Here is a 13,905-nt window from a genome sequence, read left to right as displayed (position 1 = left end):
TATAATTAATAGACTTCAAACACACTCGTAAATTGAACTTTGAATTACAGATATGTATTCCCTTTCTTTAATTGCTTTTCGATAAATGATCGTTTTTCTTCAAGGTGTTCTGGTAAGTATAGTGGGATGTCTTGGAATGCCTTTTCTTCAAATGCTATTGCTTTCATATTAAGTGTTAATGTTGCGACTTCAAACAAGAGTTGATTTGGGTCTTGATAATATATAGATTTGAAAAATCCTCTGTTTTTTATTGGTGAATGTATCATGTTTAATTTGTCTAATGATGTTTCGATGTCTTGTAAAGTATCTCCTGTTTCTATTGATATCGCGACGTGATGTATACCTCCAAATCCTTGATCTTCTATTGGATTAAATGTGTCATATATAAAATGTATTTCATGGTACATATGACGATTATTGTTATGCAATATGTTAACAGTTAGATCTGTATCAAAGAATGTTGTTTGGCCATAGTCTTCCCAATTGTACATGCTTTGGAAATGTTGTTTACTTGCTTCTGGATATCTCACTCTAGCATGGACTGAATCTAAAGCGAGTATTTGGTGTTCGAAAGGAACAATGCTGTTCTCGTCTCTATTGAAATGACCTATATCTTCTTGTTCTGTCATCACGATTAAACCAAGTGGTGTTGCATCTGGTCCTTCAAAGCGGATTAGACTGCGGTCAGTGTAAATTTCTATTCCATAATGACAGACATCAAATTGATTAAATCTTTGTTCCCAGTATTTTAACGATTCTACTGATGGCACTTTAAAAAGTAATCGATCGAAAGCATTGGCTCCGAATTGATTATCCTTTCCTTCTTTCATTTCAAATAAAGTCACTTCAGTTCCAGGTCGACCATATTTATCTGCGAAGAATATATGATACATTTCATAGTTCTCTTGATTAACAGTTTTCATGAGTAAATTTAAGCCTAAAATATTACGGTAAAAATTAAATGATTGTTCTGCATCGTGATTAATAATCGATACATGGTGTATAATTGAATCGCGATTCATTAACAACAGCCCTTTCAAATTTATGGAGGTGATAGAATGGAATATTTCTTACAAGAAAACCCAAACTCTGATACTTTAATTGTACTTTTCCATGGTACCGGAGGCAATCAATACCAACTCTTACCTTTTTCAGGAGCGTTATTTCCTGAAGCTAATGTATTAAGCATGCAAGGAAGTGTTGGCGAAGGTAAAGAAAGACGATTTTTTGCACCCCTTAATCATAATGAATTAGATAGAGATGATTTTAATAAACAGACGGAATCCTTTGTTGAATTTTGGAATTCATTTACTAAAGCATATACTTTTAAAAATGTTATATTCCTAGGTTATTCTAATGGTGCCAACTTCATACTAGGCATACTTGAACACGGCATTGTAAATGTCGATCGTATTCTATTACTTCATCCTTCTGATTTAGCATACAATATCACTAAAAGTTATCAAGATACATCGCTTATTATCACGACTGGTTCAAACGACTATTTAACTGTACCCGGTAAAGTGAAAGCATTATCCAAAGCCCTTCAACCAAAGTTTAAAGACGTTCAATTTGAACTTTTAGACGGCGGGCATGAATTAGACGAACCTGAAATCAAATTATTAAAAACAATCCTCTAACTATTAGTTTAGAGGATTGTTTTTTGTGTCATATTTTCTTTCATCAATTTTTATATCGAAATCTTCTAAAGTGAGATCATCAATAGATTTTAATTTAAATAACTTAGGGTGTACAAACCAAAACATACCTAATAAGATAAAGAAGCATCCAGTCGTACTAATTAACGTAACAGGATTCATCACTTCTAGCAAGAATCCTCCGATTAGACTTCCTAATGGCAAACCCAACACACCTAGACTGCTAGTAATTGAAGTTATTCTACCTAATATATATTCTGGAATAATAGCTTGGCCAACTGAAAGAAATAGAATGTTAGTTAAACCTACAGATAGCCAACTCAAACCAAAGAAAATGATGTAAATATAAACCGGTACTAAGAAACCCAACAATAAAAATAAGCCTGATAACACAAAAGTAACGACCGTCGTTTTACCAAACGGAAATTTTTTAACATTATTTACTATCAATGTTGATGAAACCATACCTAAAGATATTGCAGATAAAAATAGTCCATAATATATAGGTTGATTTAAGTAGTGCGACAATACTGGTAGAGCAGTATATACCATGCCTATGCCAAAATTAACTACAAATGCTCCAATTTGAAAAATCCATAATAAAGAATGTCTTACTGTGTATAATCCTTCATATAAAGATTTTTTATATTCTTTGAAATTAAATGTGCTCACAATTTTATCATGAGATTTTATTTTAATCATCGAGTATACAACTGCAGCGATAATAAAAATAACCGTGTTCATTACATATAAAGAATAAATGCTAACAATAGAAATCAAGACTGAAATAACAGTATTTAATACTAAATCCATACTTTGATTTGAGAAAGACATCATTGCATTACCAGATACAATTTTCTCTCTCGGTAGTAGCGCAGGTACTAATTTATTACTGATTGGATACGAAACTTCACCTACCAATGCAGCAGTGACTACAAGAATGATAATAAGCATTGCATTCTCATAATTAAAAAGCAACATCGTTGCAATAATTCCAATTAAAACAGCTTGTAGAGTTTGAGAATGTATCAAAATTCGTTTCACATTAAAATGATCTATAATTGGACCATAAAACATCTGTAAACAACTCGGTACTAATATTAAACTGCTTAACATTCCTGTTAGTGTAGAACTTTTCGTAATATCATAAATCAACCACATAGTTGTTATAAAATAGATACTATCAGCAGTATTTGTTAATATCCGTCCAAAAATTAATTGTCTAAATCTAGAATATTTCAAGATATCTCTCATCAATCATCATCCTTACGATCAAAGACCTTATCATCAATTTCAAAGCCAATTACGTTTAAATAATAAATTTTCTCACTTTCGTCACTTTGTTGGTTATCTATCTCTTCAATTAATAAGTCGAGCTTTCGATTAAATGTATCAAACTGCTTCTCCGTCCAATTTGATTGTATAGTCTTTGAAATCAATTGATTATCAGTCGTAATTAATCCATATTGAAATAACACATCGATTGTTCTATTAATCTGCGAGTTAATCATACCTTTAGTTGAATCTGAGATTTCATTTTGATAATGATTCAGTAATTTAGGATTAACTTTAAAACCATTGTGTGTTGCAACATAATATTTATAAACATTGCTCCCCTTAACTTCACTGCGGTTGATTTTGACCATGTTGTATTTTTCAAGTTCTTTCAAATGATAAAAGATTTTAGCTTTTGGAATACTTAAATACTTACCAATTTCTGTAGCCGTCATTTCTTTTTCAATTAATAACATGGAAATTTCCATTCTCAACTTATCAGATATGCACTTTAACTCTTCAAAAGTATTGATTTCAAACCTATTTTGCTCCATTTGTTATCCCCCTTTTTTGTCGGTTAATTTATTTTAACCGATTAAAAAATTTAAATCAAGGAAATGTATAATGTGAAATAAAAATAGCCACATGAACTTTCATGTGGCTAAAATAGCATAACAGCATTAAATATCTGTATAATCTTTAATTTTAAATTCAGAGAATGTTGAATCATAATCTAAAACATATTTAGATTTTATACTGTTGCCATCTTGATCTTCTTTTGTAGTCTCAATTGTGATTGTTTTACCTTTTTTATCATACTTTGTTACTTCTAATGATGAGAATTCAGTACCTCCACCATCTTCAACAACATTTTCTATATGATCAGCTGTGTCTGAACTACTCTTGATATAACTTGATACGTACATATAGTCTTCTTCTTCATATGCTTCGTTCAACGCATCTATATAGTCTTCCATAAATGTTTGCACATCTTCTTTAAGGTCTTCGTTCTCTTCATAGTCTTTGATTGCTTCATCATCAAATGAAAGATCTACTGTAATTTCATCTTCGCCGTCTTCAGCTTTATCAACATTTACTGTGTCTGTTTTAAACGTTTTGTCATTTACTGTTATTTCGGCATATACTTCTACTTTTTCATCTGGTAAGAAAGGTCCATAAACTGTTTCATTATAAGAATCGTATGTACCTCTATCCTTACCATTAATATAAATATTTACATCTTCATCGCCATAACTATATTCTGAATCAATATTAACGGCAATATTTTTTTGTTTAAAGTTCTCTATTGCTTCATACGAACTCGCCATATTCACAATGATTTCACCTTCAAACTTCTTATTGCCTTGTTCTTTAGTCGCTTTCAAATTGTAATTTCCTATTGGAAGCGTAGCAAACATTTTTTCATTATCTTCTACAAGTTTAATTTTTTGTTTTTTTCCATCGTATTCGTAAGTAATCGTACTATCAGTATCTGGGTTGATTGAAACACTTTCTTTTACAACTTCAAAGTCATAATTATCAAAGATGCCATACTTTTTACCTTTTTTCTTTACTTGAATAACGGCTTCATCATCCGCGTTGATAGACGTACTTTGTTCATCATTTTCTTGCATTTCTTTTACTTTGCTTTCAACTTCATCAGCAAATCGGTCTGAACTATCCGCTTCAACTATGTAATCGTAAAAAGCTCTACTTTCAGTTTGATTGAGATTACGATTATTAAATTTCAAATGGTCTTTTAAGTTTTTTGTGTTTCCTTTTTTAATATCTGTAGAAATTTCTTTAGCTTCATTCACTGGAGATAATTTAGAATCAAACACTTTATAAACTGCAAATATTAATAAAAGTAATAAAGCTATAATCGCTATGATTATAATCGTTTTCTTGCTCATTTTCTTTTGTTCTTTAGGTTGTTCAGTCTTATTCTGTTGGTTGACAGGCATACCACATTTCGTACATACCTTTTGTTCTTCAGTCAGTTCTTTCCCACAATTTTTACAATATTTCATGCCTATCCTCCTAATAACCATTTAATAACGAATCAAGTATTTCTAATGAACTCGACATCGATCTTTCCACTAATATGCGTAAAATAATTGCTATGATAACAAAATAAATCAAAATGCCATAAATAACTGCCATACGCATGTTGTTATGATTACTGTATTTCGTCATTAAGTAAATAGGTGATATCACGAACAATAATAAACTTAGTATGATTAATATTGCCGCAAAGCTAGGCACTTTAATCGCCATGAACAGCATACCTAAGAAGAAAAATACCGTTGAAAATAAATTGAAAGCTATAAAATCAGATAATACTTTATGTACACTTAAATTGACGTTTAATATTTTTATAATTCCTAATGTAATACCGAATAACACGGCTAAAGATACAACTGAAGTAATGAGTATTCTAAACACAATACTTGATTTAGAAGGTTCCCACATTCCAAGATCAGCAGGCACTAAAATCAATAAAAAGATTAATAATAACAGCAGTCCCGCACCTACTAATGAAGCTATAAACTTATAACTATATGTATGTTGGCTCATCACTTCTTGATCTAATCTGGTGAAAATATTTTTAAAAAATCCTTTACTCTCATTTAAAGTATCCTTTTTATATGAGTTCAAAGAACTCTTAAACTTTTCTACTTTCTCATTATTGTTATTTGGTGCAGCGGTAGTTATATTTCCATCTGTCTGAGTTAACTTTTCTCCGCACTCCCCGCAAAATCTGTCATCTTGCGTCACTGCTGATCCACACTTTGGACAATTCACATTAAACACTCCCTATAGATATTTATATATAATGTTATCATAAAAATATATTACTTTTGATAGTAAATTTAAATAAATCTAAAAAATTACAATATTTTTATGCCAACACCTATTATTCACATAAATCTTAACAATAAATTTATAAATATTTAATATGAATTATTTTTACTTATTTTATATTTTCTTTTAAATATGCGCCGTACTGGCCGATATCATCCTTTATGATTAAATGATGATATTGCTTTGCAACAATTCGCTTTGTATCCCATCCTTGGCTAGCATAAAATGCTTCTCCCTCTTTGCTTGTGATCAATGCATCAAATGGGTCATCGTCAGTTTGACCCCCTTCATGGTCATGTTCACCAACAATCCAAGTTAAAGGGAATGAACCTTTAATATGTTTAGACTTCTCTAGTCGTTTAACAATGCCTTCTTTCTTTGGAGAACCACCCCCACCAAAAAGGACCGCACCGCCTGACTTAACATTCATTTCAGGCAATCTATCAAGCAACCAATAAGTCGTTGTTTCGGAACCACCTGAAAAACTCCCAATCCAAAGACGTTCATGGTTAGGCAGTGATGAAATAAGTTCTACTAAATATTGTGTATTAGCCTTACCCTTTTTCCACCACGTACCATCTTCACTAACCGTTTTAGGAACAATAAGCGTTAAGTTTTTTTCTTTAGCTACTTGTTTAATGCCATCTTTGCCACTTAAATAAGCTCGAGAATCTGGATGATGATATTCATATGCACCATCACCATGTAGCCATACTAACGTTCCTTTAGGATGTTTAGCAGGATACATTAAATAATCTACATTTGTACCATCTTTAGCATTAAAGTGATGCACTTCACGACCTTTATTTCCCCTCATATACATAAAGACAATTAAAATCACGATAATAAATATAATAAGAATGAATTTAAACTTTTTGATAACCATTTCCTCCTTTATCACTTACATATTATAGCCCGGGAAATATTTATCTTTTTATAAACTGGATGAGCTTTTTAATATTATATTATAAAACTTTTCCAATATTATCTACATTTAATTCATTCATATTTTATTCCTTAAAAAAAGAGTTAGATACACACATATAATGTGTTTCCAACTCACTTTTAATCTTTTATTTAATAATCGTATTCTCAAAGACAAGTTTAGGTTTCGCACCTAAAATTAATAAAAAGATTTGAGCATATTTTACATCTTGATGATTTTCAAAGATATTTATTAATGTATCAACATTTTCATCTTCAGTAATTTTTTTAACTTCTTCAGTATAAATTTGTAATACAGAATCTTTAATAAATGGTGGTTGTGATTCAACTTTATCAATACCATTTATTAATTCCCCTAAATATTGATAATGAATTTGTAATTGTCTCGTCAAACTCACAACATGCTCTACATTCTTAAAGAAATGAGGGTGTTTTTTTTCTAGTGATAAGATATCATCTTGAACATTATATATTTCATTTGTACTTGCAAACATCTTTAATAACTCCCTTCTTTAATTCTTTCCCAAGGTTTTTCTAAACCAATAATTTCTGTTAATTCTTGGCTATGCTCTCTTCTTTGTCTTCTCATGTTTGCTCGTTTGCTCCCTGATTCAAATAAGAATAATTCTTCTTTTGATTCTGGAACAATAGATGGTACTGTAATAGGTCTCTTGTCAGTATCTAAAGCTACAAAAGTTAAAAATGCTGTAGCTGCTATCTTTCTTTCTCCTGTTAACATATCTTCAGCAATTACTTTACAAAAGATTTCCATGGACTTATTCCCTGTGTATGACACGAAAGATTCAATACAAACTGAATCCGTTTGTCTAATAGGTACTAAGAAATCAATAGAATCTGTTGATGCTGTCACACATTCTTTGACTCTTGCATGTCTTCTAGCTGATAAAGTAGCATTATTATCTAGCTTTTTCATTAATACGCCTCCGAACAACGTATTATAATTATTCAAATCGTTTACTAAAACTTGATCCGTGCTTACTACTCTGCTTTCATTGGGGTGTTTAAAATGATTCATATACATTTCCTTTCTTATATCTCGTATATCTACATACTAAGCCCCTTAAAGCATTTATAAAAATCGTTAATTTTTATGCGACTCATAAAAATAATCTATGTAACCGCATAACTTAGCCGTTTAAAAGGAATCTGTCTTGTAAGAATTCAAGTAATTTTTTAGTAATATGATTTTGATAGCCTTCTTTTTTCCAAATAATCGCTAATTCCCAGCCTATATTTAAATTGCTAATGCTAATGCTTTTTAAGTCTTCATGGAGTAAATCCGTAATACTTGAAGGTAATATACATATACCTAAATCCGATAAAATCATCTGTTCAATGAAAGTCCATTGTGTACTTTCAGATATAATATTAGGAATGAAACCTGACATCCTACAACACTGCTTAATACGGTCATTTAAATAATAATCTGAATTAAACAGGATAAAACTCTCATTTGCTAATTTATTAAGATCAATAGATTGTTGATCTGCCATACAATGATTTTTATTCACGACAACTTTCAACTCTTCACTGAAGAAGAAGAATGAATTAAACAAACTATTATCAGTAGGCAATACAGTAATGCCTATATCTAAATCATCCTTTAAAATCTCATCTTCAATTCTTTTACTACCATCTTCTAAAATGTGAAAAGTAACATTAGGATATAATTGATGGAATTCAGAAATAAGCTTAGTAAACCTATTCACATTCATAATTGTAGGAATCCCAATTCTGACATGACCTTCTTCAATTTCTAATAAATTATTTAACTCAACAGGAATATTTTCATACATCTTTAAAAAGTCCTTACATATTTTATAAAAGACCTTCCCAGCATCCGTTAAAACAATCTGTCTCTTAGAACGATCAAACAACTCTACACTTAATTCCTCTTCTAACAACTTAATTGAATTACTAATCGTAGGCTGCGTAATATATAAATTTTCTGAGGCTTTTGTCATACTCTTGAACTTCGCAACTTCTATAAAATATTGCATTTGTTTTATCTCCACTGTAAACCTCCTAGAAATTATTCATCTTTCCTTATATTATTACATAAATGTTTTCATTATAAAAAACCGTTCTAACATGATTGTTAGAACGGCGGTATTTATAACTTATATGTAAACGTCAGAACGATGTTTTTTTATCCCTTAAAATCGGATAAAACTTTAATCCATCAGTTCGTATTTTCTAATTTGTTTTTCAATTTTTGGACTTGTCGCTTCAGCTTGTTCCTTAGCCTCTTTACTCATATTTTTATGTTCTTCAACATGAGCCGGTCTAGAAACCCAAGCTTGAAAGTCTTTTTTGTCATGCCATTTAGAAACAATTGCATATTCTAATTTGCTTCCCGCTTCCGACTTCCATACTTCTGCATCAATGAAACCTTCAAAGCCTTCAAAGTCTTGTTTAGCATGACTCATCTTATTATTTAAGATAGACTTTGCATCCGAATCTTTAGTTGAAAACGTTGCTTGTGCGATAAACATATATGATTCCTCCTCAACTTTATATATCCAAATATAACAAAGATTCGTGATTTATACTGAAAAACGGCTTATCGCGAGGAAAATCATTTACAATTTTTTCTCCTTTTAAATATTACAATAAATCCATATCTATCGTCTCGTTTCCAATATCAAAAAATGCTTTTTCATGTGTGGCCATAATAACTGTAATACCTTTACTATTTAATTCTTTGAATATATTCATGATATTCTGTTTGTGTATTTCTATCTTTTCGACACAAAACAACCCTCTAACCATTGCGGCTAGAGGGTTTGTTATGTTTATATCATTATTCCCATTCTATTGTACTTGGGGGCTTAGATGTAATATCATAGACGACTCTGTTTACGTGGTCTACTTCGTTTACGATACGGCTTGATACTTTTTGTAACACTTCCCAATCGATTCTTGCGAAGTCGCTTGTCATACCGTCTATTGATGTTACTGCGCGCACACCGATTGTATAGTCATATGTACGATAGTCTCCCATAACACCTACTGAACGGATGTCTGGTAATACTGTGAAGTATTGCCAAATATCTCTTTCTAGACCTTCTTCACTTACAACTTCTCTAAGTATAGCGTCAGATTCTCTCACGATTTCTAATTTATCTTCTGTAATTTCACCTAACACACGGATACCTAGTCCTGGTCCTGGGAATGGTTGGCGCCATACTAAATGTTCTGGTATGCCTAATTCTATTCCTAGTGCGCGTACTTCGTCTTTAAACAGTGTATTAATTGGTTCGATTAATTGGAACTGCATATCTTCTGGTAATCCACCTACGTTATGGTGTGATTTAATTGTTTGTGCAGTTTTTGTTCCTGATTCGATAATATCTGTATAAAGTGTTCCTTGTGCAAGGAAGTCTACACCTTCAAGTTTAGAGGCTTCGTCATCAAACACATAGACGAATTCATTCCCGATGATTTTACGTTTCTGTTCAGGGTCTGATACGCCTGCTAATTTGCTCATGAAACGTTCTTTAGCGTCTACTCTGATGATATTCATGTTGAATCCTTCACCAAAGTTTTCCATTACCATGTCACCTTCTCCTTTTCTAAGAAGTCCATGGTCTACGAAAATACATGTTAGTTGATCACCGATAGCTTTATGAAGTAACACTGCTACGACTGATGAATCAACACCGCCACTCATCGCACATAAAACGCGACGATCTCCAACTTGTTCTCTAATTTTTTCTACTTCGATATCAACAAAGTTTTCCATCGTCCAATTACTTGTACAATCACACACACGACGAATAAAGTTTCTCAATAAGTCATTACCATATTCAGTGTGACGTACTTCTGGGTGGAATTGAACACCGTATAATTTTCTTGATTTATCTTCGATTGCTGCATTTTGACAACTTGGGCTATCTGCAATGATTTCAAAGTTTTCTGGGATATCGATAACTTTGTCACTGTGACTCATCCAAACTGTTTGACTATCAGGTAAGCTAAAGAATAAATCATCATCTGATTTAACGTTTAATGTTGCTTTCCCATATTCACGTTCACTAGCTCTTTCTACAGAACCACCTAATAATTTTGTCATTAATTGCATTCCGTAACAAATACCTAATACAGGGATGCCTAGTTCAAATATTTCAGGATTAATTGTAAATGATCCTTCTTCATAAACTGAATTAGGTCCTCCTGAAAGGATAATACCTTTAGGATTCATTTTTTTAATTTCTTCGATTGAGATTTCATGGTCGTGTAGTTCACTATAAACGCCCATCTCTCTTATACGACGCGTAATCAATTGGTTATATTGACTACCAAAGTCCAATACAAGAATTAACTCTTGTTCAAAAGCCATTTCCATAATTGTTGATCTCCTTTAATTAAAATGAGTAGTTTGGTGCTTCTTTAGTAATTTGAACATCATGTGGATGTGATTCTTTTAGTCCTGCGCCAGTCATTCTAATAAACTGAGCTTCTTCTCTTAGCGCTTCTAAATTAGCTGAACCAGTGTAACCCATACCACTCTTAATACCGCCAGTTAATTGATAGATTGTATCTTGTAACGGTCCTTTAAAGTCGATTCTACCTTCAATACCTTCTGGAACGAATTTCTTAGCAGTCGTGTCTTCTTGGAAGTAACGGTCTTTCGAACCTTGTTCCATTGCGCCAAGTGAACCCATACCACGATATACTTTGTATTGACGTCCTTGGAAGATTTCAGTTTGTCCTGGGCTTTCTTCTGTACCAGCAAGTAAGCTACCTAACATTACAGCGTTACCGCCTGCAGCTAATGCTTTAGCAATATCTCCTGAGAACTTAATGCCACCATCTGCAATAATCGCTTTACCATGTTTACGAGCTTCAGTTGCACAATCATAAATTGCTGTAATTTGTGGTACACCCACACCAGCAACAACACGAGTTGTACAAATAGACCCTGGTCCGATACCAACTTTAACGACATCTGCTCCTGCTTCAAATAACGCTTTTGTACCTTCTTGAGTTGCTACATTACCTGCAATGATTGTTACTTTTGGATATGATTGACTAATTTCTTTAACTACATTTAATACACCTTTAGAGTGACCATGTGCAGTATCAATAACAAGAGCATCCGCTCCTGCTTCTACTAATTTTTGAGCACGAATTGGTGTATCTTTAGCAATACCTAAAGCTGCTGCAACAAGAAGACGACCTTCTTTATCTTTAGCTGCATAAGGGAATTCAATCACTTTTTCAATATCTTTAATTGTAATAAGCCCTTTAAGTTTACCTTCGTTAGTAATTAATGGAAGTTTTTCGATTTTATATTTTTGTAAAATTTCTTCTGCTTCTTCTAGAGTCGTTCCAACTGGAGATGTAACTAAGTTTTCTTTAGTCATAACATCTGAAATTTTGATTGAGAAGTTTTCAATAAATCTTAAATCACGATTCGTAATAATACCTACAAGTTCCATATCTTCATCGTTCTTAACAATAGGCACACCAGAAATACGATATTTACTCATTAATGCTTCTGCTGCATATACTTGTTCGTCAGGCGTTAAGTAGAATGGATTTGTAATGACACCATTTTCAGAACGTTTAACTTTTTGTACTTCGTCTGCTTGATGTTCGATAGACATATTCTTATGAATAACACCTAAGCCACCTTGTCTAGCCATAGCGATAGCCATTTTAGCTTCAGTAACTGTATCCATACCAGCTGAGATAATCGGAATATTTAACTTAATATTCTTAGATAGTGACACACTCAAATCTACATCACTTGGTAATACCTCAGATTTTGCTGGTACTAGTAATACATCATCGAACGTTAAACCTTCTTTTTGAAATTTGTTTTCCCACATGAATATAACCTCCACTAATTTATTATCATATTTATTATTTCACATTTTCACTATTTTGTTGATTGTTTAATCCATTAAAACACAAATTTAATATAATAGCTGAGAAAGTACCTAATACTATACCATTTTGAGTTAACCATGCATATTCTTCTCCAAATGTTTCAAGCGCTTGAGGTACTGCCGTAATGCCTGCACCGATTCCAACAGAAACAGCAATTACGAGTAAATTGTTTTGTTTATTAAAGTCTATACCACCAAGCATTTTAACACCATAAGCCATAACCATTCCAAACATTGCAATCATCGCGCCACCTAACACAGGGAAAGGTATCATACTAGCTAAAGCACCAATTTTTGGTATAGATCCACATACAATGAGCAGTGCAACCATCATATACATAATTTGATTCTTTTTAGCACCTGATAATGAAACAAGACCAACATTTTGAGAATACGCTGTATATGGAAAGGCATTAAATATTGCGCCGATGATAATAGCGATTCCTTCAGCTCGATAACCTTTTGATAAATCTTTTCTTGTAATAGGTTGTTTTGTAATTTCACTCAGTGCATGATAGACGCCTGTTGATTCGATTAGACTTACAATCGCAATAATGACAAAGACGATAGTCGTACCAAATTCAAATTCAAATCCACTAAATCTAAATGGTCTTGGCAACTCTAACCAATTAGACGTTTTTAAACTAGATGTATCTACTAAACCATAGAAGGAAGCGATGATCGTTCCAATCAATAAACCTAATAAAATGGCAATCGATTTTATAAACCCTTTTGATAACCTTTGTATAACTAATATGATAACTAGCGTAAAGATACCTAAGAATATATTTTTACTATCTCCATAATTTTTCTCACCTTGACCTCCAGCTAAATAGTTCATAGCTACTGGCATTAAAGTTATACCAATTATTGTCACTACACTACCTGTAACAACAGGTGGAAATAATTTAACTAAGTACGAGAAAAATGGTGAAATGAGAACGACGATAATTCCTGATAAGAATATTGAACCGTATAAGACGCCGATACCATGTGTATTACCTACTAATATCATTGGTGCAACTGCAGTAAATGTACATCCTAAGACTACCGGCAGTCCTATACCAATACCTTTATAAACTTGTAAAAATGTTGCCACGCCACACATAAAGATATCAATTGCGACTAAATATGCGACTTCTTCCGGCGTGAACTTAAGTGCAGAACCTACGATGATCGGTACCATTATGGCACCTGCATACATTGCGAGTAAATGTTGAATACTTAAGATGAAATTTTTCATT

General features: G+C 32.3%; 14 protein-coding genes. 1 reads left to right on the top strand and 13 read right to left on the bottom strand.

Going from position 1 to position 13,905, the window contains the following annotated elements:
* Positions 1-44 precede the first annotated feature (44 nt).
* Positions 45-1,022 carry a VOC family protein gene (locus LQ598_RS09300; protein ID WP_239745436.1) on the bottom strand — a complete coding sequence of 326 codons (978 nt, stop codon included), beginning with the start codon at positions 1,020-1,022 and terminating at the stop codon, positions 45-47.
* A 36-nt stretch (positions 1,023-1,058) separates the two neighbouring features.
* On the opposite strand from LQ598_RS09300, the gene LQ598_RS09295 reads away from it, so the two are divergent.
* Positions 1,059-1,640 carry an alpha/beta hydrolase gene (locus LQ598_RS09295; protein WP_107558920.1) on the top strand — a complete coding sequence of 194 codons (582 nt, stop codon included), beginning with the start codon at positions 1,059-1,061 and terminating at the stop codon, positions 1,638-1,640.
* A 3-nt stretch (positions 1,641-1,643) separates the two neighbouring features.
* Here LQ598_RS09295 and LQ598_RS09290 read toward each other — a convergent pair whose 3' ends face one another.
* From LQ598_RS09290 to LQ598_RS09235, 12 genes are all read right to left on the bottom strand, one after another.
* Positions 1,644-2,912 carry an MFS transporter gene (locus LQ598_RS09290; RefSeq protein ID WP_107558921.1) on the bottom strand — a complete coding sequence of 423 codons (1,269 nt, stop codon included), beginning with the start codon at positions 2,910-2,912 and terminating at the stop codon, positions 1,644-1,646.
* Complete coding sequence (locus LQ598_RS09285; RefSeq protein ID WP_107558922.1) at positions 2,912-3,487, bottom strand: ArsR/SmtB family transcription factor; 576 nt, start codon at positions 3,485-3,487, stop codon at positions 2,912-2,914. The genes LQ598_RS09290 and LQ598_RS09285 overlap by 1 nt, the downstream gene beginning before the upstream one ends.
* A gap of 126 nt (positions 3,488-3,613) precedes the next feature.
* On the bottom strand, positions 3,614-4,963 hold the full coding sequence (locus tag LQ598_RS09280) for a TcaA NTF2-like domain-containing protein (RefSeq protein ID WP_158256843.1): 1,350 nt from the start codon (positions 4,961-4,963) through the stop codon (positions 3,614-3,616).
* A 10-nt stretch (positions 4,964-4,973) separates the two neighbouring features.
* Positions 4,974-5,738, bottom strand: a complete 765-nt coding sequence (locus LQ598_RS09275) for a zinc ribbon domain-containing protein (RefSeq protein WP_158256844.1) — start codon at positions 5,736-5,738, stop codon at positions 4,974-4,976.
* 169 nt (positions 5,739-5,907) lie between these two features.
* Positions 5,908-6,684 (bottom strand): hypothetical protein, encoded by a 777-nt coding sequence (locus LQ598_RS09270; protein WP_239745435.1) that lies wholly within the window; start codon positions 6,682-6,684, stop codon positions 5,908-5,910.
* A gap of 187 nt (positions 6,685-6,871) precedes the next feature.
* On the bottom strand, positions 6,872-7,237 hold the full coding sequence (locus LQ598_RS09265) for a hypothetical protein (RefSeq protein WP_016911847.1): 366 nt from the start codon (positions 7,235-7,237) through the stop codon (positions 6,872-6,874).
* 2 nt (positions 7,238-7,239) lie between these two features.
* Positions 7,240-7,779: an acyl-CoA thioesterase gene (locus tag LQ598_RS09260; protein ID WP_026023222.1), complete on the bottom strand. Its 540-nt coding sequence runs from the start codon at positions 7,777-7,779 to the stop codon at positions 7,240-7,242.
* Positions 7,780-7,891: 112 nt separating this feature from the next.
* Complete coding sequence (locus tag LQ598_RS09255; RefSeq protein WP_016911845.1) at positions 7,892-8,779, bottom strand: LysR substrate-binding domain-containing protein; 888 nt, start codon at positions 8,777-8,779, stop codon at positions 7,892-7,894.
* A 159-nt stretch (positions 8,780-8,938) separates the two neighbouring features.
* Positions 8,939-9,259, bottom strand: coding sequence for an antibiotic biosynthesis monooxygenase family protein (locus LQ598_RS09250; RefSeq protein ID WP_107556480.1), 321 nt, complete (start codon positions 9,257-9,259; stop codon positions 8,939-8,941).
* Between the two features lie 308 nt (positions 9,260-9,567).
* Positions 9,568-11,112 carry a glutamine-hydrolyzing GMP synthase gene (gene guaA, locus LQ598_RS09245; RefSeq protein ID WP_016911843.1) on the bottom strand — a complete coding sequence of 515 codons (1,545 nt, stop codon included), beginning with the start codon at positions 11,110-11,112 and terminating at the stop codon, positions 9,568-9,570.
* Positions 11,113-11,131: 19 nt separating this feature from the next.
* Positions 11,132-12,601, bottom strand: a complete 1,470-nt coding sequence (gene guaB, locus LQ598_RS09240) for an IMP dehydrogenase (protein ID WP_119595714.1) — start codon at positions 12,599-12,601, stop codon at positions 11,132-11,134.
* A 34-nt stretch (positions 12,602-12,635) separates the two neighbouring features.
* The gene (locus LQ598_RS09235) at positions 12,636-13,904 is read right to left on the bottom strand and encodes a nucleobase:cation symporter-2 family protein (protein ID WP_016911841.1); all 1,269 of its coding nucleotides are present in this window, start codon (positions 13,902-13,904) and stop codon (positions 12,636-12,638) included.
* Position 13,905 lies beyond the last annotated feature (1 nt).

This window comes from Mammaliicoccus sp. F-M27, from assembly GCF_022387115.1.
Lineage (GTDB): Bacteria > Bacillota > Bacilli > Staphylococcales > Staphylococcaceae > Mammaliicoccus > Mammaliicoccus vitulinus.
Note: the sequence above shows the minus strand (reverse complement) of the source record. Positions and strands in the feature narration are given on the sequence as shown.

Excerpts from the sequence above, each read along its gene's own strand:
- LQ598_RS09285 (WP_107558922.1), bottom strand. The coding sequence starts at position 3,487 with ATGGAGCAAAATAGGTTTGAAATCAATACTTTTGAAGAGTTAAAGTGC.
- guaA (WP_016911843.1), bottom strand. The coding sequence starts at position 11,112 with ATGGAAATGGCTTTTGAACAAGAGTTAATTCTTGTATTGGACTTTGGT.
- LQ598_RS09300 (WP_239745436.1), bottom strand. The coding sequence starts at position 1,022 with ATGAATCGCGATTCAATTATACACCATGTATCGATTATTAATCACGAT.
- LQ598_RS09270 (WP_239745435.1), bottom strand. The coding sequence starts at position 6,684 with ATGGTTATCAAAAAGTTTAAATTCATTCTTATTATATTTATTATCGTG.
- LQ598_RS09280 (WP_158256843.1), bottom strand. The coding sequence starts at position 4,963 with ATGAAATATTGTAAAAATTGTGGGAAAGAACTGACTGAAGAACAAAAG.
- LQ598_RS09265 (WP_016911847.1), bottom strand. The coding sequence starts at position 7,237 with ATGTTTGCAAGTACAAATGAAATATATAATGTTCAAGATGATATCTTA.
- LQ598_RS09260 (WP_026023222.1), bottom strand. The coding sequence starts at position 7,779 with ATGAATCATTTTAAACACCCCAATGAAAGCAGAGTAGTAAGCACGGAT.
- LQ598_RS09295 (WP_107558920.1), top strand. The coding sequence starts at position 1,059 with ATGGAATATTTCTTACAAGAAAACCCAAACTCTGATACTTTAATTGTA.
- LQ598_RS09235 (WP_016911841.1), bottom strand. The coding sequence starts at position 13,904 with ATGAAAAATTTCATCTTAAGTATTCAACATTTACTCGCAATGTATGCA.
- LQ598_RS09250 (WP_107556480.1), bottom strand. The coding sequence starts at position 9,259 with ATGTTTATCGCACAAGCAACGTTTTCAACTAAAGATTCGGATGCAAAG.
- LQ598_RS09290 (WP_107558921.1), bottom strand. The coding sequence starts at position 2,912 with ATGAGAGATATCTTGAAATATTCTAGATTTAGACAATTAATTTTTGGA.
- guaB (WP_119595714.1), bottom strand. The coding sequence starts at position 12,601 with ATGTGGGAAAACAAATTTCAAAAAGAAGGTTTAACGTTCGATGATGTA.